The organism is Hungatella sp. SL.1.14, assembly GCF_024460495.1.
GTDB lineage: Bacteria > Bacillota > Clostridia > Lachnospirales > Lachnospiraceae > Hungatella > Hungatella hathewayi.
The window spans coordinates 38,558-62,054 of the sequence record NZ_JANFYJ010000016.1 but is presented as its reverse complement, the minus strand read 5'-3'; the positions used below and the strand labels follow the sequence as shown (position 1 = coordinate 62,054).

At 48.3% G+C, this 23,497-nt stretch carries 17 protein-coding genes; 6 read left to right on the top strand and 11 right to left on the bottom strand.

What is annotated here, in order from left to right:
- Together NE473_RS17350 and trpB are read right to left on the bottom strand one after the other, a co-directional pair.
- Positions 1 to 1,731 (bottom strand): carbon starvation CstA family protein, encoded by a 1,731-nt coding sequence (locus NE473_RS17350; protein WP_055651692.1) that lies wholly within the window; start codon positions 1,729 to 1,731, stop codon positions 1 to 3.
- Between the two features lie 249 nt (positions 1,732 to 1,980).
- Positions 1,981 to 3,198, bottom strand: a complete 1,218-nt coding sequence (gene trpB / locus NE473_RS17345) for a tryptophan synthase subunit beta (RefSeq protein ID WP_055651691.1) — start codon at positions 3,196 to 3,198, stop codon at positions 1,981 to 1,983.
- 346 nt (positions 3,199 to 3,544) lie between these two features.
- Here trpB and NE473_RS17340 point away from each other — a divergent pair, with 346 nt between their 5' ends.
- Positions 3,545 to 5,497, top strand: a complete 1,953-nt coding sequence (locus tag NE473_RS17340) for a pectate lyase (protein ID WP_055651690.1) — start codon at positions 3,545 to 3,547, stop codon at positions 5,495 to 5,497.
- Positions 5,497 to 7,659 carry a pectate lyase gene (locus NE473_RS17335; RefSeq protein ID WP_055651689.1) on the top strand — a complete coding sequence of 721 codons (2,163 nt, stop codon included), beginning with the start codon at positions 5,497 to 5,499 and terminating at the stop codon, positions 7,657 to 7,659. Before NE473_RS17340 ends, NE473_RS17335 begins: the two co-directional genes overlap by 1 nt.
- A 59-nt stretch (positions 7,660 to 7,718) precedes the next feature.
- Here the strand turns inward: NE473_RS17335 and NE473_RS17330 are convergent, their stop codons facing one another.
- A complete protein-coding gene (locus tag NE473_RS17330) occupies positions 7,719 to 9,938 on the bottom strand; it encodes a DNA topoisomerase III (RefSeq protein WP_055651688.1) in 2,220 nt (739 codons plus the stop codon).
- Between the two features lie 282 nt (positions 9,939 to 10,220).
- Between NE473_RS17330 and dctP the strand changes: the two genes are divergently transcribed.
- From dctP to NE473_RS17315, 3 genes are read left to right on the top strand one after another with little or no spacing between them, the layout of a single operon-like run.
- Positions 10,221 to 11,249, top strand: a complete 1,029-nt coding sequence (dctP, locus tag NE473_RS17325; protein WP_055651687.1) for a TRAP transporter substrate-binding protein DctP — start codon at positions 10,221 to 10,223, stop codon at positions 11,247 to 11,249.
- A 2-nt stretch (positions 11,250 to 11,251) separates the two neighbouring features.
- On the top strand, positions 11,252 to 11,719 hold the full coding sequence (locus NE473_RS17320) for a TRAP transporter small permease (protein ID WP_006771628.1): 468 nt from the start codon (positions 11,252 to 11,254) through the stop codon (positions 11,717 to 11,719).
- Positions 11,720 to 13,027: a TRAP transporter large permease gene (locus tag NE473_RS17315; protein ID WP_022030220.1), complete on the top strand. Its 1,308-nt coding sequence runs from the start codon at positions 11,720 to 11,722 to the stop codon at positions 13,025 to 13,027. It begins immediately after the preceding gene.
- A 50-nt stretch (positions 13,028 to 13,077) separates the two neighbouring features.
- On the opposite strand, the gene NE473_RS17310 is transcribed toward NE473_RS17315, so the two are convergent.
- Positions 13,078 to 13,968 carry a helix-turn-helix transcriptional regulator gene (locus tag NE473_RS17310; protein ID WP_006771630.1) on the bottom strand — a complete coding sequence of 297 codons (891 nt, stop codon included), beginning with the start codon at positions 13,966 to 13,968 and terminating at the stop codon, positions 13,078 to 13,080.
- A 105-nt stretch (positions 13,969 to 14,073) separates the two neighbouring features.
- On the opposite strand from NE473_RS17310, the gene NE473_RS17305 reads away from it, so the two are divergent.
- Positions 14,074 to 15,198, top strand: a complete 1,125-nt coding sequence (locus tag NE473_RS17305; protein WP_006771631.1) for a glycoside hydrolase family 88/105 protein — start codon at positions 14,074 to 14,076, stop codon at positions 15,196 to 15,198.
- Between the two features lie 110 nt (positions 15,199 to 15,308).
- Here NE473_RS17305 and NE473_RS17300 read toward each other — a convergent pair whose 3' ends face one another.
- From NE473_RS17300 to NE473_RS17270, 7 genes are all read right to left on the bottom strand, one after another.
- Entirely contained in the window at positions 15,309 to 16,844 is a 1,536-nt protein-coding gene (locus NE473_RS17300) for a response regulator (RefSeq protein WP_155560896.1), read from the bottom strand.
- A complete protein-coding gene (locus NE473_RS17295; protein ID WP_055651685.1) occupies positions 16,835 to 18,520 on the bottom strand; it encodes a sensor histidine kinase in 1,686 nt (561 codons plus the stop codon). The genes NE473_RS17300 and NE473_RS17295 overlap by 10 nt, the downstream gene beginning before the upstream one ends.
- Before the next feature lie 69 nt (positions 18,521 to 18,589).
- Positions 18,590 to 19,672, bottom strand: coding sequence for a Gfo/Idh/MocA family protein (locus tag NE473_RS17290; protein ID WP_242866228.1), 1,083 nt, complete (start codon positions 19,670 to 19,672; stop codon positions 18,590 to 18,592).
- Positions 19,673 to 19,689: 17 nt separating this feature from the next.
- The gene (locus NE473_RS17285; RefSeq protein ID WP_006771635.1) at positions 19,690 to 20,586 is read right to left on the bottom strand and encodes a Gfo/Idh/MocA family protein; all 897 of its coding nucleotides are present in this window, start codon (positions 20,584 to 20,586) and stop codon (positions 19,690 to 19,692) included.
- A 4-nt stretch (positions 20,587 to 20,590) separates the two neighbouring features.
- A complete protein-coding gene (locus NE473_RS17280; RefSeq protein WP_055651683.1) occupies positions 20,591 to 21,688 on the bottom strand; it encodes a Gfo/Idh/MocA family protein in 1,098 nt (365 codons plus the stop codon).
- 29 nt (positions 21,689 to 21,717) lie between these two features.
- Complete coding sequence (locus NE473_RS17275; RefSeq protein WP_055651682.1) at positions 21,718 to 22,557, bottom strand: carbohydrate ABC transporter permease; 840 nt, start codon at positions 22,555 to 22,557, stop codon at positions 21,718 to 21,720.
- A complete protein-coding gene (locus tag NE473_RS17270; RefSeq protein ID WP_006771638.1) occupies positions 22,557 to 23,492 on the bottom strand; it encodes a carbohydrate ABC transporter permease in 936 nt (311 codons plus the stop codon). The genes NE473_RS17275 and NE473_RS17270 overlap by 1 nt, the downstream gene beginning before the upstream one ends.
- Positions 23,493 to 23,497 lie beyond the last annotated feature (5 nt).

Sequence of the window (23,497 nt, the reverse complement as noted above, 5' to 3'; positions counted from 1 at the left end):
TCAGGCAACTACATTTCCGGCCGTCTTCTTTGACCCTGAAGCCTCTTCGTTCTCTGCTGTCTCATCCTTTCCGATCAGCTTCTTAATCCCTTCAAAAGCTACAATCACGCCCAGAATCAGGAGAAGCACCGCAAATACCAGCTGCAGCGCATTGCCGAAGACAAACTGACCGGAGAGCGCGGTTACCAGTTCCGTGATCTTTAAAGCCAGGGCTGTAAATGTAACGCCAAGCATGATCACCATCGGCCCCCAGAGCATGGCACCCTGGCGTTTCGTCTTCTTTAAGAATACGGCGCATGCGATCAGGGCCAGCGCGGAAAGAAGCTGGTTCGCGGAACCGAACAGCGGCCAGATACTGGCGTAACCGGCACGGGAAAGTGCATAGCAGAGCACCAGCGTCAGGATCGTGGCAAAGTATTTATTGGTCAGGATCTTATTGAGCATGGTCTGATTTTCCGGTGCAACACTGTCATCCGTAAAGAATTCCTGGAACGCGATGCGTCCCACACGGGCCACAGAATCGAGGCTTGTCAGCGCAAATGCGGAAATAGCCAGGGTAATCAGCGTATAGCAAACGGATTCCGGAAGTCCAATGCTTGTCAAAAAGATGGAAATGGCCTGTGCAAACAGCTGCGGCGGCGTTCCCGCCGGAAGCCCTTCCTGTGTGGCCACAAACCCGGCCGCAATCAGTGCCGTAATAGCCAGAAGACTCTCTAGCAGCATCGCCCCAAAGGATACCGGAAGCATATTTTTTTCATTCTTAATCTGTTTGGAAGCCGTTCCCGAGGCTACCAGGGAATGAAAGCCGGATACAGCGCCGCAGGCAATGGTAACGAACAGTGCCGGGAATAAATATGAGACGCTTCCGTTTGCCGCAGTCAGCTTGAAGGCTGTAAAGGACGGCAGATTCATGGATGGATTATACACGCAGATGCCCAGAACCGATCCCACAATCATGGCAATCAGCAGATAACTGTTTAAGTAATCCCGCGGCTGCAGGAGGGCCCAGACCGGAGTCACACAGGCAATAATCACATAGATAAATACGAAAATCAGCCAGGCGCTCTGCGGAACATAGACAGGAAATGCCAGACCCAGGCCAACGGCCAGAAAGAGAAGCGCAATCGCAAACAGCGTATTAAGCATCTTGGGAAATTTCGTATACTTTAAGTAGAAGCCCAGTCCCACTGCAAATGCAATGAACAGAAGCGAGGTCGTTGCGACCGCTCCGTTGGCTGATACAGTGGCGCCATTGGCGTCAAAGCCGTTGAAGGTGCCCGCTACAATGTCAGCAAACGCCGCTACAACCAGAATGGAAAACAGCCAGGTAAACAGCAGAAACAGCCGCTTGCCGAGTTTTCCAATATAGAGTTCGATAATATAGCCGATGGAACGGCCCTTATTTTTCACAGATGCATACATGGACGCAAAATCCTGTACCGCGCCAAAGAACACGCCGCCCAGCAAAATCCAGAGCATGACCGGAAGCCAGCCGAACATCGCCGCCTGAATCGGTCCGTTGATGGGTCCCGCGCCGGCAATCGACGCAAACTGGTGACCGAATACCACGTTGGTATCAGCCGGAACGTAATCCACACCGTCCTCCATCTCATAAGCGGGCGTCCTGGAATCCGGATTGATGCCCCATTTCTTTGCAAGATATCTCCCGTAGATCAGGTACGCACCGCCCAGCACTGCAACGGCAAGTATCATCATTGTTAAACCATTCATACTCTGTCTCTCCTTTTTCATCAACCAGACAGATTCTTCTGTGTCTGGCCAGAAGCTCCGGAGAAAAATCTTTACTTTTTCATCCAAACTTCCGATGAAATGGAGTTTATCACTTTACCGTATGGAAATCAATAAAAAGTTTATACTTTGTTTATATTTAATTTATATATCTTTTATAACTTCCGGTTATACAAAATAAGAGGGAGGCCATTGACCAGCCTCCCTTCACAATACACGGCAGTTTCTCAGTTAATTTAAAAACTGATCGCCATATCCATAATGTTCAACCACATAGTCGATATCCTTATCGCCTCTGCCGCTTAAACATACGAGAATCGATCCCTGTCTCATCTCCTTCGCCCGGCGCATCGCATAGGCAACCGCATGAGAGCTCTCGATTGCCGGAATAATCCCCTCATACCGGGACAGCTTAAAGAATGCCTCCATAGCCTGCTCGTCGCTGACGGTTTCGTATTTCACGCGTCCCAGGTCATGTAAAAATGCATGCTCCGGCCCTACCGACGGGTAATCCAGACCGCTGGCAATGGAATAAACCGGAGCCGGTTCCCCGTTTTCATCCTTCAGCATAATACTCTCAAATCCATGCATGACGCCCTTTTCCCCAAACTTCATGGAAGCCGCATGATCGCCTAACTTTTCCCCTCTGCCTAACGGCTCCACGCCAGTGATATCCACCGGGTCATCCAGGAACGGAATAAACATGCCGATGGAGTTGCTTCCTCCTCCGACGCAGGCGCAGACCTCGTCGGGGAACATGCCCGTCATCTCATAAAACTGGTCTCTCGCCTCGTATCCCACGACAGACTGGAAATCACGCACCATCAGCGGGAAGGGATGAGGCCCCAGAGCAGAACCGATACAGTAGATGGAGTCCTTATAATTCTTCGCATACGACTCGAAGGCGGAATCCACCGCTTCCTTTAAGGTCTTAAGACCGTGTGTCACAGGCACCACCTTAGCGCCCAGAATCTTCATTCTCGTTACATTGGGAGCCTGCTTCGCAATATCGACCTCGCCCATATGAATCTCACATTCCAGTCCAAAGAAGGCCGCCGCCGTAGCCAGAGCCACTCCGTGCTGTCCCGCTCCGGTCTCTGCAATCAGACGTTTCTTTCCCATGAACTTTGCCAGAAGCCCTTCCCCCATACAGTGGTTTAACTTGTGGGCCCCCGTGTGATTTAAATCCTCTCTCTTTAAATAAATCTGGCAGTTGCCAATACTCTTGGAGAGACGTTCACAGTGATAGACCGGCGTCGGTCTTCCCTGAAACTCCTTCCTGATTCTGCGCAGTTCGTTGATAAACTGGGAAGAATGGCAGATCGTCTGGTACGCGTCCGCAATCTCCTCAAAAGCCGGAATCAGTTCATCCGTTAAATAAGCGCCGCCATAAGGGCCAAACCGGCCGTCTTTGTCCGGGTAGTTCTTCAAATATGTCCTGTAATCCATATCCTTCTCCTTTTTCACTGTTTTTTATTAGCCGCTAAGTGTTTATAGTATATCATAAATAAGCACCGCTTAAAAGACTTGATGCATTACTATTTAAAATCCCCGTTTTTCGTTCTTAAGTTTTTTCTGTGACTTTCCCTATGATACTTCAATCATATATGAACTTGCAAACGTTTTATTTACAAACTTGTTAGACATTATGCACAATTTTATTTCATAATTTTCAAACTATTATACAAATTATGGAAATAAGGTTGAAATATCGCCCTAATCGTGCTACTATGATTTTGCAAACGTTTGCGTTATTGTAACCCACAAAAAAATATACAGAAAGTAGGTAGGTTTTATGAGGTTTGCCAAAAAAACATTGCTGGCTGCAGCACTGCTTGTCATGGCGGCGTCTGTAAATGTGCTTCCCGCTCTGGCGAGCAAGCAGGGCAGTGCACCGGAAATGGGAGAGACGGTGCCTGTCGAAGATCTGGTAATCAAATTCCTTGCTCTTCCGGAATTTGAACCAACAAGATACACGAAACAAAATGGAGGTAAGTTTGCTCCTGAAGAAATTGAAAAGGGATTATTAATCGGTGTTGATATGAAATACGGACCCGGTAATCCTGACGGCATGATGGCTCCCCTTAAGCATTCCTTTGCCGATATCACCGCAGATCTGGAATTTGATACAGCAACTGGTGAGATTGTCATTCAGTACAATGATCTCGTACTGGAAATGGAGGAGGGAAGCCAGGATGCGGTACTGACAAAGAATGGGAGCCAGGAACATCTGACCATTCCCGAAGATCTGGAACCTTATTTTCTGGAAATAGAGGGAGAGACTGATGCAGACGGTTCACCGTACACTGTGTGCTATCTTCCCGTTAAATTTACTGCCGAAGCACTGGGAGCCAATGTCACCTGGGACGAGAGTATGCACCGCCTTGTAATGGCCTTTGCTTTTTATTACTCTGATGCGGCAATACAGCCGATTATCAACAGTAAATCGCCGTACACCACCAAAATGCTCGAAACCAGTCCTACTTCCTGGTCCACCATTGCATCCATCGCCTCCAGTTCCAATGCGGCCAAAAAGAAAGAACTGATTACCGCTGCACTCAACGTGGTTAATCCGGCATATCAGAATGAAGACGGCGGCTGGGGAAAGACAAATACCGATTACGATCTGTTAGAGGACAGCTTCCCCAGATTATATGGACATGCATACTCCACCTTTGATAATGGCGCTACTCACGGCCAGATTAAATTCTTATCCAGAATTTTAAGAGCGGCCAAGGAAGATCCCAATTCATTCAAGGGCTATGAAGATGATCTTGAAACCATCGAAGCCGGATTCTGGAAATCCATGGACTATATGATTAATTCCCAGAACGAAGCCGGCGGCTGGCCTCAGTACTATCCTTACGGCGTCGGTTATTTTAAACTGATTACATTTAACGACAATGCCATGACCAGCGTCATGCAGTTAGTGTATGCATTGACTCACGAAGATGGATTGATTGACTCATCGCTGTGCGAAGATTTTTCCTGGGTACGAAAGGCCCTCACCGATGATACTCCGGATAAACATAATATCACCATTGAAAAATTGAACAACATGTGGGAGAAAGCGCTTGACTGTACGTTAAAATTTCAGATTACAGTGGACGGAGAATTAACTGCCTGGGCACAGCAGTATGACCCGGAAACCGGTGAGCCTACAATTGGACGCGCCTTTGAACTTCCTTCCATTTGTACTGCGGAAAGCCAGGCTATCATGAACCTTCTGACCAATATTGCAGAACCTTCTGAAGCGGTAAAGACGGCTATCACCTCATATGCGCACTGGACAGAAGAAATTGGCGTCGAAGGCTATGAGTCTGTTAATATCAGCGACCGCACCAGAGAACTTGGAAAAGACAGAAGATACGTCTATACAGGCACAACCAAAAAGACCTATGGCCGCTTTTACGGCCTCGATAAGGATGGAAGCAGTTACGATTCCATTGATGATGTAGACGGTTTTTATCCAATCTATTCCGGACGTGACAGTATTGCGAAGCTGGATCACAACGTAGGAGGACATGAACGCCGAAGCGGTTACTCCTTCGTACAGACCGATATTGAGAAAAAAGCCAACGATCAGTTAAAGAAATGGGAAAAAGCGCTGGAATCTTATGAGAAAAAACATTTGGAGCTGGAAAACGAAATAAAAGCAGTGAAGCCCGCAACCAGTTCCAATGCAGATAAGAACGAAGAGACAGCACCTGTCGCTACAGACTCAAATGCGGACGGAGGTAAAAACTAATGAAGAAAATGCATAAATTAGTAATGGCCGGTACAATGATTGCCGCGGTGTCTCTTACCGTAGTCGGCTACACCGCGGCTGCGGCAAAAGGAACTGCCAGTGTGGTCAGAGGGCAGTATGATTTTTCTGACATGACAGTACGCCGTGTCTGGTTCAATACCCTTGATCCCGTTTTCATGATAGACGATTATGACCGGGTATGGCTGGATTCCAGCAGTAACGTACTGGCGGAAGGCAATTACGAAGAAACCGGAAGCGATGGATCCCTTATGGCTCCCATGGCGGAAATGTTTCGGCAGCTCGGTGTTGATTACAGGGAAGACGGCAGCAAAATAACCATCATCATGAACGGTGATACACTGGTTATGGAAATTGGTAAAAAAGACGTTACCTTAAATGGTATAAAAATCAGTAATGCACTTTCCGACTCCCAGGTTCCCAAAAGAGTCAATGCAAAGGACAATGGATTAAATCCTTATTTGACGGAAGACTATTATGTCACCTATCTTCCCGTAGCTTATGTGCTTCATACATTTCAGGCAGATATCTACACTGACGGCAATGTGAAAAGTTTTTATGCCGCTGTACCGATTTTTAAAACAGAACTGACTCCGGACCTGGCCACTGTTCCAGATGATTATGGCGTCAACTACCGTTCAATTCTGAAAGGAGATGCTGAAGTCAGTGATGAAATAGCAGAAAATATTACTTCCACACAAAATGCAGACGGTGGCTTTGGACTTCTTCCAGAAGCTGCAGACATGGCACAGGAAAATCTTCAGGGAAGAAGAGGCAGTCTGATTTCGGAATCTACACTGGAAAAAGGAGCTACAATTGCTGAACTGAATTATCTTGCTGATTGCCTTGAAGAAACCCAGGATGCAGCTTGGGAATCAGCTCTGATAAAAGGGATCCGTTTCCTGTTAGAGAATCAGAGCGCCGCCGGCGGCTGGCAGATGAATCCGTCCAATCCCAAAGGATTTCGTGCAAATCTGGTCTTTACCGACCAAATCACCACGGATGTGCTCCGTCTGTTAAGAAGAGTTGACAGCAGCAGCACGTTAACAACCGTAAAAAGCACAATAGGAGCTGATAAAATCACCCAGGCGATAAAAGCCGGAGATGACTTTATTATCAACAGCCAGCTGGTATATGACGGAAAGAAAACAGGCTGGGCATCACAATACAGCGAAGATGGCAAACCCGCTATGGGACGTACCTATGAGAGAGAATCCGTGAGCGCTTTTGCCACCGCTGATATTGCTGAATATCTGATGTACTCCTGCGATCCGGAAGACACAATAAAAGAAGCGGTTAGCAGTGCAGTAGAATGGCTGGAAGAGGTAAAGATTGAAGATAAGGAAGCGGTATATATCTCCGATCTGTCCATGCAGAATGGATTCGACGTCTTTCTGCTCGACGGGACAGAACCGGGAATCCTGGACACCAGCTTTGCTGATGACGGTTTAGGCACCTGGGCCTCCAACTACATTTATAAATCCGGAACGTTTAAACCGCTGTACTCTGATGTCGATCCGAAACGGCCGGAACAGCCAAAGGTAAATGACTGGAATGCGTCATCATCAGACAACCTGATCTGGTATGCAACCCGCAGCACGATTACGTATTACGATAACGATCTGGCTGATGTACTGATTGAAGAAGAGTATCCAACATGGATTGAGACAGGAAAAGCACTCGGTACTGTTGATAAACCCGATCCTGACCCCGACAGTAAGCCGGATCCCGACCATGGCTCCTCTGATACCGGCTCCAGTTCCAGTTCATCGTATACCACAGCTGCAGATCCCAACAGCGGAACCTGGACTCAGGATGAAACCGGCTGGCGTTTTACTCTGAAGAACGGAACCCAGCCTAAGGCCCAGTGGATTTATCTGGACTGGAACGGAACAAAATCATGGTATTACTTCTCAGAAGAAGGATATATGATCACAGGCTGGTTAGAACATGAAGGAAACCGTTACTACCTGCATCCAATCTCAGACGGGACCATGGGACATATGTATGTCGGCTGGCATTTCATTGACGGTAAATGGTATTACTTCAATGAACAGTCGGATGGAACTATGGGAAGACTTCTCATAAATACCACAACACCGGACGGATATGCAGTCGGAGCAGATGGAACCTGGATACAGTAACACTTAAAATGAAAGAGAAACTCCTCTGATCATTGATACAGAGGAGTTTCTCTTTGTTATCATTTCTTATCCAGTTTCAATTTGGCAAACGCATCCGCAAATGCCGAGTTAATCGGCGCTTCCGCCTCTTTCTTCTGCTGGTTCAAATATCTCGTCACGTCCTTTTTCGACACGCCTGCGCCCTCTTTGGCCCGGCGCTCCTTGAAAGACGACAGTTTTTCCTTATAACCGCATTTGCATACAAATATCTGGCTGTCCCCTTTTCCCCTCAGTTCCATCTTCTTATGGCAGACGGGGCAGCGCGCATTGCTGGTCCTGGCTATGGTTTCCCTGTGGCCGCACTCCCTGTCCTGACACACCAGCATCTCACTGTTCTTGCCCTTAACGAGAAGCATCCGCTTACCGCAGACGGGGCATTTGGTGTTCGTTAAATTGTCGTGGCGGAACTGGCCATCTCCGCTTTTAATCTGGGAGATCAATTCATTGGAATAGGAACGGATATCCTTCATGAAGGCGGCACGTTTCAGCTTTCCATCCGCAATTTTCGACAGCCGCATCTCCCAGTCGGCAGTCAGCTCCGGTTTTCTCAAATCCTCCGGCACCAGGGTGAGAAGCTGTTTCGCCTTGGAAGTCAGGAAGATGTCTTTCCCCCGTTTTTCCAGTAAAAAGCTGGAGAATAATTTCTCGATAATATCCGCTCTGGTGGCGACGGTTCCCAGGCCGCCGGTCTCCCCCAGCGTCTTCGCCATGGCTTTATCCTTTGATTCCATATAGGCAGTGGGATTTTCCATGGCGGAAAGCAGCGTCGCCTCATTAAACGGAGCCGGCGGCTTCGTTTTTCCCTCCGTCATCGTGACGGAAAGCTTTGGAATCCTGTCACCCCGTTTTAAATCCGGGAGCTTCTGAGCACGTATATCCAGCCGCTCAGCCTCCTCCTCGTCATCCTCGTCATCGTCCTGTCCGTCATAGACCTCCCGCCATCCGGCGTTCTTAACGATCTTGCCTTTCGCAGCAAAATTTTCACCTGCCAGCTCTACCGTGAGTTCCGTCTGCTCATACTCGAAAGGCGGATAGAGTACGGCAATGAATCTCCGGACTACAAGGTCATAGATTTTGCGTTCCTCCACTGTCATGTGATCCAGCTGCACAAACTGCTCCGTCGGTATAATGGCATGATGGTCTGAGACCTTCTTATCATCCACAAAAGACGGCTTTGCCGCAATCTTCTGATTCATCAGACGTCCCGCCAGCTTCCGGTACGGACCCACGCCGCAGGCCTCCAGACGTTCCTTGATTGACGGCACAATATCCGAGCTTAAATACCTGGAATCTGTTCTCGGATACGTCAGAACCTTATGGTTCTCATAAAGCCTCTGCATGATATTCAGCGTTTCCTTCGCCGAGTAATTAAACTTGCGGTTTGCTTCCCGCTGTAGTTCTGTCAGATCATAGAGCTGCGGCGCGTACGTCTTCTTGGGAATGCGCTTCACCTCGGTGACAAGCCCCTGTCCACTGCCGGCCTCGATCTTCTTTATAATCCCTTCCACCCGTTCTTTATCAAAGGAACGGAAGCTCTTTGATTTTTCGTCGCGCCACGTCAGGGTGAGCGGCGGTGTCTGGCTCTTAGCCGCGATTCCGTAATAGGGCTTCGGCACAAAATTCCTGATCTCTTCCTCCCGGCTGGCTATGATTGCCAGAGTCGGAGTCTGGACACGGCCGCAGGACAGCTGGGCATTGTACTTGCATGTCAGCGCTCTGGTGGCGTTGATTCCCACCAGCCAGTCCGCCTCGGCCCGGCACATGGCGGCGTCATAGAGATTGTCGTATTCATGCCCGTTTTTCAGCTTCGCAAATCCATCCTTTATCGCCTTGTCAGTGACAGAGGAAATCCAGAGACGCTTGATCGGTTTCCTGCAGCCGGCCTTCTCCAAAATCAACCGGGCCACCAGTTCTCCCTCCCGGCCTGCATCTGTGGCAATAATGATTTCGCCTGTATCTTTTCTTTGAAGCTGTGCTTTTACCGCACTGAACTGCTTTCCGGTCTGTTTAATCACTTCCAGCTTAAACTGATCCGGCATCATGGGAAGGTCTTCCATCCTCCACGTCTTATACTTCGGATCGTAATCCTCCGGATCCGCCAGTGTCACAAGATGTCCCAGCCCCCAGGTCACAATATATTGATCGCCCTCCAGCGCGCCGTTTAAATTTTTTCCGCAGTGAAGGACCCTGGCAATATCGCGGGCCACCGACGGTTTTTCTGCTATTACTAAAGATTTCATTCTTATTTATTCCTCCTGACTGATTCCGGTGAACCTCTGTCCTCCTATTATAAGGAAATACGGCAAAAATTGCAATGTGAGGATGAAAAGTAACATTTCAGCCTTCATCTGACCACAATATAGTTTGATTTTTCTTTTTATAGCGCAATATCGGATAACATAAAATCTTTTATCCATGCTACAATGTGATCGTGATAAAAAGTGCGTAAACTCAAGGTTTCAAGACCTGTACACGAGCACTGCGCCTGTGCGGCATATTAAAATACGAAGGAGAAGTCTGTTATGAAAAGCATTAAAAAAACGCTCGGAATTGTCCTTACCGCTGCGGCAGTGGTAACAGCCGGAAGTATCTTTGTTTCCGTAGCCGGTAACCATTACAGCGATAAGATCCGAATCAAGATGGCTCATAACCAGTCCAAGGATTCAGAGATCGCGGACTGTATCGCCAAAGTGGCGGAATTTGCAGCGGAGGATCCTTCCATGAATATGGAAATTGACATCTACCCCAGCGGCGTACTGGGAACCGAACAGTCTGCCGTCGAGATGGTCAAGGCAGGAGTTTTGGACATGGCCAAGGTCAGCTCCAGCATGCTGGGACAGTTTAACGACTGTTACTCCATCTTTTCCCTTCCCTACCTCTTCACAAGCGAGGGGCATTATTACAACGCCATGGAGAAGAGTGAAAAGGTACGGGAGCTTTTCCGTATGAATGAGGACGAAGGGTTTTTGGTCATTGGATACTATGCCAATGGCTCCAGAAACATTTATTTAAAAGAAGATATTAAGGCCGACAGCCCCGCCGTTTTAAAGGGGAAAAAGATCCGCTCCATGACCAGCAGCACATCCATGCGAATGCTGGAGCTGATGGGCGCCTCCCCCACTCCCATGGCTGCCAGCGAGACTTATACAGCGCTTCAGCAGGGTGTGGTGGATGGCGCGGAGAATACCGAGCTGGCTCTCACCGTAGACAAACACGGTGAGGTGGCAAAGTCTTATACCTACACGGAACACCAGTACACGCCTGATGTCTATATTATCAGCACAAAAACCTGGAACAGGCTGACTGAAGAGCAGCAGAATTATCTGGTGGAATGCTTAAACAAAAGCAACGAAAACTTCAAGAACAAATACCGTCAGATGATGGAAGAAGCCATCGAAGAGGCAAAAGGGATGGGGATGACCATCTATTATGATATTGACAAGACCGCCTTTATCGAAGCCGTACAGCCCCTTCATGAGGAATATAAGGCTAAAGGCGCTTTCTATCAGGAACTTTACGACGATATTGAGCAGTATGCAGGGGAGGAGTAATCATGAAAACGTTAAATAAAATATTAGGTTATCTGATCGCCTTCCTGGTGGGTCTCATGGTCCTGGGATGCTGCTGGCAGGTCATCACCCGTTTTCTCTTAAATAACCCCAGTAAATACACAGAAGAATTCCTGCGGTATGCCCTGATCTGGATGACCATGCTGGGAGTTCCGTATGCTTACGGTCAGGAACGCCACATATCCATCAATATCATCACAAAAACATTTTCCCTGAAAGGATCTCTCTTCACGAAAATGGTAATCGAAATCATCGTTATGATTCTCTGTGTGACTGTATTCATCGCCGGCGGCATCATGGTAACCATGAACTCAGCAGGGCAGATTTCACCGGCGCTTCAGCTCCCTATGCCGCTCTACTACGTGGGGCTTCCCATCTGCGGCGTACTCACCTTAATCTACAGCGCAGACCGTTTAATCCGGTTTGCCAGACAATTAAAGGAGGCAGCATAAATGGAACTTTCTGCAGCTTTAATGCTGGTCATCGTATTCTTTCTGATGCTGGCATATTCCGTACCCGTATCCTATAGCATCATCGCATCCGCGCTGATCACCATTATTGCATTCCTGACCCCCACCTTCGGAATGTTCGTATCCGCCCAGAAAATCGTAGGCGGCATGGACAGCTTTACACTGCTGGCCGTTCCGTTCTTCATTCTGGCAGGTCTCCTGATGAGCAGCGGCGGCATCGCCAGAAGGCTTATCAACCTGGCCATGCTGGTCTTGGGCAAGGTTCCGGGATCTCTGGCGCTTACCAACATCGCAGGCAACGCCATGTTCGGTTCCATCTCCGGCTCCGGTGTGGCTGCTGCTACGGCTATGGGCGGCGTGTTAAATCCTCTGGAAAAGGAAGAAGGCTATGACCCTGGATTTGCAGCAGCGGTTAACGTCGCCACCGCACCGGTGGGACAGCTGATTCCGCCCACCACCGCGTTCATTGTCTATTCGGCGGCCAGCGGCGGTACCAGCGTGGCAGTCCTCTTCATGGCAGGATGGATTCCCGGACTCTTATGGGCCGGCCTCTGTATGCTTGTTGCCTTCCTCTACGGCAAAAAACATCATTACGTGTATCAGACAGAAAAGCTCACCGGCAAAGTCGTATTAAAGACGGTCTGGGACGCGATCCCAAGCCTGTTCTTAATTGTCATCATCATCGGCGGCATTCTGTCCGGTTACTTCACTCCTACCGAGGCATCCGGCGTAGCAGTTGCTTACGCGTTTTTCTTATCGGTGGTACTGTATAAATCCATCAAACTGAAGGACATTCCGGGAATCCTCATGGAGACAGGCCTCATGACCACGATCGTCATGCTGATTATCGGAGCTTCCTCCGTGCTCTCCTTTGTCATGTCCTTCACCGGACTTCCGGAGGCCATCAGCCACATGGTGCTCGGCATCTCCAACAATAAGTATGTCATCCTTCTTATATTAAATATTTTCCTGCTGATCGTAGGAACCTTCATGGACATGGCTCCGGCCCTGCTCATTTTTACCCCGATCTTCCTTCCGATCGTAACGGCTCTGGGCATGACTCCGGTTCAGTTTGGCGTCATGATCGTTATGAACTTATCCGTAGGAACCATCACACCGCCGGTAGGCAACGTGCTGTTCATCGGGTGCAGTGTGGCAAAGCTGGAGGTGGAAGACGTGTTAAAACGACTGCTGCCGTTCTTCGCAGCAATCTTTGCAGCACTGCTGTTTATCACCTATGTGCCGGCATTCAGCCTTTGGCTGCCCAGCATACTGGGCCTGCTGGATTAATCCGTCCGTATCGGTTCATCGCCTGCATAAACAGCTCAACGGACCGGCATTTACGTTTCTTCCGCCGGTCCGTTGGTATATGTTACCGTATTCAATGTTTTTCGATACTTTAAGGGAGACATGGTCATATATGTTTTGAATACCTTCTCAAAATACGTGATGCTCTCATATCCAAGCTTATGAGCAATCTGCAGTACGCTCATATCGGTCTCCTCCAGCAGCCGCTTTGCCGCCCTGATGCGGTGAATATTCATATACTCACTGATGCCGTAACCTGTAATCTCCTTAAAGGTGCGGCTTAAATAATATTTACTGATAAAAAACCGGTCGGCCAGCTGATCCAGCGTAATCGCTTCATCAAAATGTACCGAGATATAATCGGCCACCGCGTAGATATTCCGGTATTTGGCGGGAGCATTTACATCGGTATCTTCCATGGCCGGCGTATGATTTTCACGCATAAAACGTATGAAATACTGGATAATATCCGTTTCAATCATTGCCCGGTAATTCCGCTTCCTGCTGTCAAATTCATCCTGAAGCCGGATATAGAGATCGATAAAATCCTTCTGCTGCTTTTCATTTAACGGAAATACCCCATAGTGCTGGTGAAAAAATCTGACAAGATTCAGGTTCGGAAACAGCTGGTCGAATTCCTTCATCTTGTCCCGCTCTATATAAAGGATAATGCGGTCATGGCCAAACTCCTGTTCACTGCCAGCCATGGTCATATGAATCGAGTTTTCATCCACCAGAATCAGAGACCCGCTCTTCACCAGATAAGAACGGTTGTCAAAGAAAAAACGCCGTTCCCCTTCCAGCAGATAGAAGATCTCATACTGGTTATGAAAATGCTTTACGTGCATATTGAAACGGCCCTTGCGTATCATGCGTTCCAGTTCGATACCATCAGTCCTGGCGTAATAGATAACGGCTTCCATGCCTTGCACCTCCTGTCTGGCTGCTGTTTACGCTTCGCCTGTATCATCTGGAAACATTATATAATAAAACCCATTATTTTTCTATAAGAAAGGAGTCTCCTACTCATGCAGGAACTGAAAAAAGAAGAAATCACCCGAAAGCTGGACCTGGTCGTTAACAAACTCTTGACTCTCGGCGGCCCTGAAAATGAAAAAGAACTGGAGGATGGCGGCGAAAGCATCGGCTTCTTCCGCCGCGACTTCGGAATCAGCGAATGGGACTGGCCGCAGGGCGTCGGCCTCTACGGTCTCTACAAGATTATGATGGTTGAAAAAAAGGACGAATACCGCGAGTTCCTATGCAGCTGGTTTAAGGGCAATATGGCCGACGGACTTCCCTCACGCAACATCAACACCACCACACCGCTGTTAACACTGGTACAGTTAACCGAGCTCTGCCCCGATCCGGAATTCGAATCTCTCTGCTTAAGCTGGGCCGACTGGCTGATGAGAAACCTTCCCCGCACCGAGGAAGGCGGCTTCCAGCACGTCACCAGCGCCAACGGCGACCGCCTGGGCGTCCGTTTAAATGAAAATGAAATGTGGATCGACACCCTGTTTATGACCGTTCTCTTCTTAAACCGAATGGGCCAGAAATACAACCGCCAGGACTGGATCAGTGAATCCATCCACCAGGTTCTCTTACATATCAAATACTTATACGACAAAAAAACCGGTCTTTTCTACCATGGCTGGACCTTCAATACGCGGGATAATTTCGGAGGCGTCTTCTGGTGCCGCGGAAACAGCTGGTTTACGGTGGGAATCCTCGAGTATTTGGAAATGTTTAAGGGCAGTCTGGATGCAGGTGTCCGGGAATTTATTGTGAACACCTATAAGAGCCAGGTTCATACGTTAAAGAAGCTGCAGAGCAGCTCAGGATTGTGGCATACCGTTCTCGATGATCCGACCAGTTACGAGGAGGTGTCCGGCTCCGCTGCCATCACCGCAGGAATCTTAAAGGGAATCAAGCTTGGGATCCTCGATGATTCCTGTCTGGACTGTGCCTGGAAGGGCGTACGGGCTGTTATGAATCAGATTGACAAGGACGGGACCGTGCTGAATGTGTCAGGCGGAACCGGAATGGGGGCTGACAGAGAACATTATAAAAATATATTGATCGCGCCGATGGCTTATGGGCAGTCCCTTACGATTCTGGCGTTGATTCAGGCGTTGGATAATTTGAATTAAATCGCTTAAAGGAAGGCCTCGCCAACGCGAGGCCTTCACGCCTGTTAAAAACCGTATTTTCCTTTTAAAACCGAATCTAAAAAACCAAAAGATCCAATTGGAACACTCCATTATTTCATATGCCCCATCGCACGCTTATACTCACTCGGCGTACACCCGCAGCAAGAGCGAAAAACCTGACTGAAATAGTGTGGATTATCGCCAAAGCCAGTGGCTTCGCACAGTTCATAGACTTTGATGTCCGGCCGCTTGGCAATTAACTTTTTGGCACGGTCCATGCGTAAATCCATCACATATCTTGTGAATGCAATCCCTGTTTCTTTTTTGAAGAGTTTACCAAAATAATCCGGATGAATAAAGAGTACGGTTCCGGCTACTGCAGCGATAGAGAGTTCTTCGTCATCCAGATGGTCATGTACATACAGCATGGCTTTTCTCACGATACTGCTGAAGCTGGCCAGATTCTGTTCTGATTTACCAGTCTCCCACCGGGTTAAAAGCTGGCGAAGCATGGCCGCAAGCCCGTTAAAGTCAGTGTAGGCACTCGTCATCAGTAATTTAACAATTCCGGTTTCACGAACATGCTCGTTGGTATATTTCGCCAGGATAAGGTAGAGTCTGACGCAGTAGGTTCTTGTCTCTTCCGGAGACTTGTTTAAGAGACGCAGATCATCGATTACTTTCTCCATTTCTGTTAAAGCGGACTCTGCATTTCCCTTTTTTACAGCCTCTTCCAGCGCCTCAAAGCACGGTTCTCCTTCCGCAGATTTCATCTCTTTCTCGGATAAAATACAAAATTCATCATAGTAGAAGCGGTATGAGGATATTCTGGTCAGAAGGCTGTAGCGGTCAGACAGAATATCTCCGGGGCCAGCCAAAACCCAGGATACCGAAAATGGAAATTCGTTTTTTTCACTCCAGTCCCTGAACTCTGACAGGAGCCTGTTAAAATCCATGGTTTCCTCATTTACCGCGAATACAACGTGACCCATAAACAGTGTAACGACTGCCCCGGTATCCCTGCGGGGCCCCAGTACAATCTGCTTTATATTTTCTAACAGCAGATTAAGACCTCCCAGATTTTCTTCCTCCATGTCACAGGGAATACATTCCGCCAGAATATAACGGGATCCCAGCAAACGGTCAATCCGGTCATTTTCCCGTCCTCCCAGCAAGCCGTTTTCCAACTGCTGGGCATCGGCGTCCCGGATCGTCTGTTTTACCGTTCCCCGAAGCATCTCTTCCTGCTGCCGCGCTTCCTTCTTTTCTTCTATCCCATGAAAAATTCTGGTGATTGTGTCACTTAAGTCTAACTGTGAAATCGGTTTTAACAGATAATCCACAACTCCATAATGGATCGCTTCCTTCGCATAGGCGAAAGAGTCATAGCCCGATAAGACTACCGTCGGGATGTCCGGATACACTTTTCTCATTTGGGAGATGAATTCCAGTCCGTCCATTTCCGGCATACGGATATCAGTGATAATCAGATCAAACCGGGATTGTTCCATTAATTCCAGTGCCTGCAGGCCGGTCATGGCCGGGACAGGCTCTATATCCAGAGTAAGCCAGATCGGCAGTCTCATGATTCCATTTACTATGATGCGCTCATCGTCTACAATCAATGCCCGGTATTTCAACTGCATTCACCTCCTGGTTGACAGATACACAGTGTAATCCATGTTCCCCGTCCTTTTGCCGAATATATTTTTAACCCGCTCCCTGGTTCCCCCAGCATCTGAATCCGCTCTTCAATATTCAGAAGGCCGATTCCCGTATTGCCTGGTACCCTTCGTTCCCTGATCTGTGTCAATATTGGTTCCGGAATTCCGGGACCGTTATCCCAAACGCAAAGAATCAGACGGTTTCCCTTTTTTCTCGCCCGGATTTCAATCAGACACGGCTTCATCGTAACTTCTGCCGCATATTTCACCGAATTTTCCAGAATTGGCTGAAGCGAAAGTTTAGGTATCTTTAGATTCATACACTCCTCCGGAATGGAAAATGCCACTTCCAGCCGTTCCTCCAGCCGTATCTTCTGAATCGTTACATAACATGATAAAAGCGCCAGTTCCTCGCTCAGAGGGATTAAATACTGCTGCTGTTTCGTCGCTTCGCGGAAGAGCGTCGCCAGAGACTGTACCATGCTTGATATCTCAGGCCGTCCGCTGTCCATGGCCAGCCAGTTAATGGCATCCAGCGTATTATAAAGAAAATGAGGATTGATCTGCGCCTGAAGAACCTTAATCTGGTATTCCTTCTCCTTAATGGTTCTTAAATAATTATCTTCCACCAGACGCCCGATCTCCCCTGTCATAAGATTAAAATTAGCCGCCAGCTCCTCAAATTCCCTGATGTCCGTATCCAGCAGCTTCCTGTCAATCTGTACCGAAAAATCCCCCTGTTCCACCGCTTTCATCTTCCTGCTCAAAAATGCTATAGGCGCAGTTATATGGTGAACCACACGGGCAGTCGCCAGAAACGATACAATCAGGATAAACAAAATAGCGGTTGTAAAAAATATCATCAGTGTGTTTGTCGATGTCATCATCTCATTGTATCTTTCATATCCCAGATAAGTAATACCGGAAAATTCAGACTCTGCCTCTGCCTTAAAATACCTTCCCGAGCGCCCGCGTTTCTCTTTTCTTACAGTATCCAGCAGTTCCGGACTGCCAAAGATTCGCTTATCCCCCGCGTAAATGGGGGTCCCCTTATAAAAAATAACAATATTCCCCTTTGCAAGGCTGCCCTGACGGCTCTCCGCCATCATCTTATCCAGATTCACGCGAATCAGGATCATCCCCAGCGGATTGTGCCCTCCAAACGGAGTATCATAGATCTCCCTCCCGTAGAGCAGCTCCTGTCCATTTCCCCGTTCTATCCACACAGGCTCGGTTCGTGAGGAGCGTTCCTCCATCAGAAAACGTATTTTCTCCTGTTCTTCATCCGTCAGATTATCGTCCAGACTGCCTGTCGCATACTGGCGCCCCTCCTGATCCGTTACAATAATGGAAACAGCGTCATTGGCCACCAGGGATCCGGTAATGAGACGATAATACAAATCATCTACCAGCGGGTAACGGTCTTCCCGATCCTGGTTCACCGCCCGCAGCGCCTCCTTCACTGTTTTATCATTCATAATATTGAATGCTATATTTTCGACAAAATGCAGCGTATTCTCTATATTCGAAAAGGAGGCTTCAAATACATTAGAAGTCTCCGTTTCCATATCCTGACGGTAAATACGTTGTGACAGAATCACACCAGCCCCCGCAATCAGAAAAAATATAATGATGTCAATCCACACGAGCTGCATCATCTTATGATGCAGCCCTCTTTCCTTCTCCTTTATGACTTCCTCCTTCTGGTGTCCGCCCCGACCAGCGGTTTACACCGGCCGGGATCCATGCCGCTGTACAGCATTGCAGCCCATCTGTGCAATCTGAACCGAATGAACCGCTGAGGACCCATCAAACAAATCTTTTTTATCTTCTGGTATATCTCCTCCGTTCAACACATGAAGAAACAATTCCAGTTCCTTTCGCAGGGAGACCAGTATATACTCCGGAGGCCTTTCCTCCGGAGATCCGTATGAGATCCCTCCGTCGGTACGCGCAAAGAGCTCACAGATCGCCGCTGCACTCTTCTCATCTTCAAACAGCGGGAATACCGTTTCTCCCGCATCGCTGACCACACGTACTTCCGCATGCTTAAAATCAATCACCGCCCCCGCTTTCGTACCGTTGATACGGATAAAATGATTTCCCACCCGGAAGCCGGAACCATACTGTAGTGTTGCAAAGGCATTCCCTCCGAAGCTGGCGGTAAGAAGGAGCACATCGTCCTCATCTCCAAACTCTGCACTGCGGTGTCCCAGATTACCGCCTGCCCCGTACATTTCCGTGGGTACTCCCATAATCCACTGCATAATATCGATCTCGTGAATATGGTGAAACAGATGGCCGCCTGATTTCTCCTGCATCTTTTTCCAGCTCACATCCGGCTTTTTCTGTTCCCAGCCGGTACGCTCGATATGCATGGTAAGAATATCACCAAAAAAGCCCTCCTGAATCATAGCCTGAACCCTGGCAATTCCATGGTAGAAATGCATAATATGCCCCACCATCAGAGTAACCTTTGCTTTCCGGCATGCTTCCACCATCTCTGCGGCCTCCCCTGCGTCAAGTGCAAACGGCTTCTCACAGAAAATATGCTTTCCCGCTTCTGCCGCCGCCAGCACATGCTGATGATGGAGATAATTAGGCGTGGCAATGATTACCGCGTCAATATCTGCATTTTCCATTATTTCGTTGACAGAAGAAGACCGCGGACACCCCAGTTCACTGCTTAACCGCTCCGAACTCTTTCCTGGACTGTAAACTGCCGCCAGCTGAATCCCCTTCATTTCCTTTACTGCTCTGGCAAATTCCGCTCCAAAATAGCCACAGCCCAAAACACCAATTCGAATCATCCGCTCCATCTCTCCTTTTATAATACTACTTCCCGTCCTGTGGTGAGACTTTCACCTGCCGCCTCCAAAAAACGAACTACCTCCATCATCTCCTGATTCGTAACAGGACTCTGTCCGGTATCAAACATCTTAATAATCTGTTCCACCAGGCACTCGTAATACCCTCTCGTATCCCGTGAAACATCGACAAATACACTGCCTGATTCGTGATAAACCGTACCTCCAAAGTTACCGTTACCGCATCGGTTTCCCCGAATGTTTCCGATTCTCCCATCCTTCCAGACCCCAGTGATTATATCGTGCTGGCTGGTATGAATGACTGAAACCTTGCTGCAGCCGGTTCCCATGGTTCTGTACAGCATATCAGCCATGTGAACCCCATACCAGAAATATCCCGGCTGCGTAGGAGTAAACGGCATTGGGCCAAAAAAATCAGCTCCGACTACAGAATGCCACTCACACTGTTTCAATGCGGCTGTAAGGCTGTCTGCGAACCGCAGAGAGGAAGTGGATAAAACCGGAACCCTGTACTCTTCCGCCAGCTTAAGCATCGCTTTGCAGTCCTCTGTACTTAATGCAAACGGTTTATCCACATAGATTGGCTTTCCAAATCCGACCATCTCCCGAAACTGCGTGAGCCGCCTTCTCGCATCCACCTGCTCCAGAAAAACCGCATCGGAATTGTTCATCACTTCCTCAATGGATGAATATAATTTTACTCCCCAATCGTCTGTAACTTCTCTGGTAAAGTTCTCCATCCGGTCCCGGCTCATATCGAAATCCGACGATACTGGCCCCGGATATGCCGCGGTCACCGGATGACCGCCGATATGAAACGGTTCTTTCCTCCCATTCAGGATTCTTGAAAACTGGACCGCATGGGAAGAATCCAGTCCTATGATACCCAGATTCATTCTATCATTCCTCCAGTCTGACCGGCAGTCCTAATGCCATGGATTCTCTGGCCCCATCCAGTACCTTCACACAGTTTAATGCTGCGCTCCCGTCCAGCAGCGGCTCATATTCAGGCGCCGTATTACCAGTTCTAATGATATCATTAAAACACTTCAATTCCTTATAAAATATGGTGCTCATCCAGGACGACGTCTTCATCCCCGGCTTTCCAAACCCTTTTCCTGCATCCGCTTTATGTTTCCGGTATCCGTTCCTGCGTTCCTCGTCCTCTTCCTCATTTTCCTGCATGGAATACAGCTTCTCCCCCCGGTCATTTTCCAGTCGTACAACAGAGTTTTTAAAATCCAGCAGGATTCCCCCAGTCTTTCCCTGAAGCTTTACAAAATGATCTCCCAAATGGAATGCAGATCCTATCGTCAAAGATGCAAATCCGCCTCCGGAAAGCTCCATATTCAAAAATACCGCATCCTCCTCATCACCACATCCCGCTCCGTGATGAACGAGATTCTTCCCATTTGCATATACGGATACCGGAAGGCCTGCCAGCTGGCAGATTAAATCTGCCTCATGCATGTGGTGATACAGATGGCCTCCGGAAATATCCTTCCTCTGTTTCCAGCCTGTGAATTTCTGAGGCCCTGCCCAGTCCGTATGAACAGCTTCGATCATAAGCAGCTCTCCGACAGCTCCGGAAGCCAGCAGCGACTTCGCCGTCTGAACACCCCGAATAAAGTTTGTCGTATGGGCAGCGAAAAAATATACCCCCGCCTTCTCTGCCGTATCAATCATTTCTTTCGTATCTTCAAAACTCAGCGCCACAGGTTTTTCGCAGAACACATGCTTTCCCGCCTTTGCCGCACAGATGGCAGGTATTCTATGGCTGTTATTGGGAGTCGTGATGATTACGGCCTCCACTTCCCTGTTGCTGCACAGTTCTTCTATGGTGGAGGCAGTGTAAGCTCCCCTCTCCTGCGCAAATGCTTTCGCGCGCTCATAATCCGTATCAAACGCAGCCGCCAGCCGTGTCCCTGGCATCTTTGCCAGATTGTCGGCATGAATTCCACCTGCGTAACCGCAGCCTATGATTCCATACCCAGTCATTCTCCCATCTCCTTTCTTTTCTGTGTCCTCTATTTATCCGCCCCCGCGGTAAGTCCACCTACAATACTCTTTTGAATAATAGAGAAAAATACAATCGATGGAATAACAACCAGCACTGACGCCGCCATCATATCTCCCCACTGCAGCGTCTCCATGCCACCCTTTAAGGAGTACAGACCAACGGAAACCGTCTGCTTATCCCCACTGCTTATAATCAGAAGAGAATATAAAAATTCATTCCACGCATTAATAAATGCAAAAATAGCTGTCGCTACCAGTCCGGGCGCCACCAGAGGAAGCGCAATATGAAGAAATACTCCCGGCCTTCGCAGTCCGTCTATCATTGCCGCTTCCTCGATATCCTTTGGCACAGTCCGAAAATAACTGACCAGCAGATAGGTACAGAAGGGAACGGTAAATGACATATATGCCATTAATAATCCCGGCAGCGTATTGGCAAGCCCCAGATTCGATACCAGTATAAAATATGGGATTGCAAGCAGGATCGGCGGAAACATATAGGTCATCACAATCACTCTTGTCAGAATCTTCTGTTTTTTTCCTCCGAACCTTGTAATCGCATAGGCAGCCAGAGACGAGATCGTCATGCCAAGCACCGTAGACAGCGACGAGTAGAGAAGGCTGTTCTTCACGTAAATCAGGAAATCCGTTTTATGGAGCAGATCCTTAAACCAGTACAGTGAAAACTGTTCCGGCAGAAGGGCCGCCGTATTGCTGACAATCTCAAACTGGCCTTTAAAGGATGCAAAGATGACAATAACGAGAGGTCCTCCCGCCAGCAATACCGCGACGGTAAGAATTACATAGGCCAGTATGGTCCAGCTATTTTTATGCAGCCTGGTTCTCATCACGCCACCTCCTCTTCCCAGTGATCCAATATCTTAAAATAGATCAGACACGCTGCCGTCAGGAACAGCAGAAGCAGAATTGTAACGGCGGAAGACCTTCCCAGGGAATACAGCGTCCAGCCCATACGGTAGGCAAAGATGGGTACCGTCTCTGTCGACGTTCCCGGTCCGCCTCCTGTCAGAAGGAAAATCAGGTCAAAGCTGTTAAAGATCCAGATTGTCCGCAAAATGATGAGCAGCCCCACAACGACTCTCACAAACGGGAGCGTAATAAAACGAAATCTCTGAAACGGACTGGCTCCGTCAATCTGGGCCGCTTCGTACAAATCCCTGGAAATCGTCTGCAGGCTGGCCAGAATATTAATGGCAAACAACGGAACTCCAAACCATACGTTGATCAGGCTTACCGTCAGCATGGCAATCTTCGGATTGGCAAGGAACTGAATCGGCTGTGCAATCAGATTCCACTGAAGCAGCTTGGCATTGACGATTCCATATAAATCATTTAAAAGATAGGACCATGTAAAAGTAACGATGATCATGGGAAATGCCCAGGGAATCAGCACCAGCGTCCGGAACAGGCCTTTGAACCGGTTGATTTTGTGGAGTGATAATGCCACAATAAACCCGAAGAACAACTGTAATGACAGCGAGATTATGGTATACACAAGGGTATTCCACAGCGCATGGTAAAAATCCGGATTCTGCAGAACCGAAACGTAATTGTTAAATCCAACGAATTTAACCGCTTTTCCCAGCAGACTTTTATTGGTAAAACTGTAATATACACTGATACATATCGGATAAGCCAGCAGCAGTATGGTCACGAGAAACGCCGGAGTAATAAACACCCCACACATATGGCGGTCCACAAAATCCGCGATCCGGTCCCCGACACTCTTTCCGGCAATTTGCCGATTCCGGTGTTGCCTCATAGAAA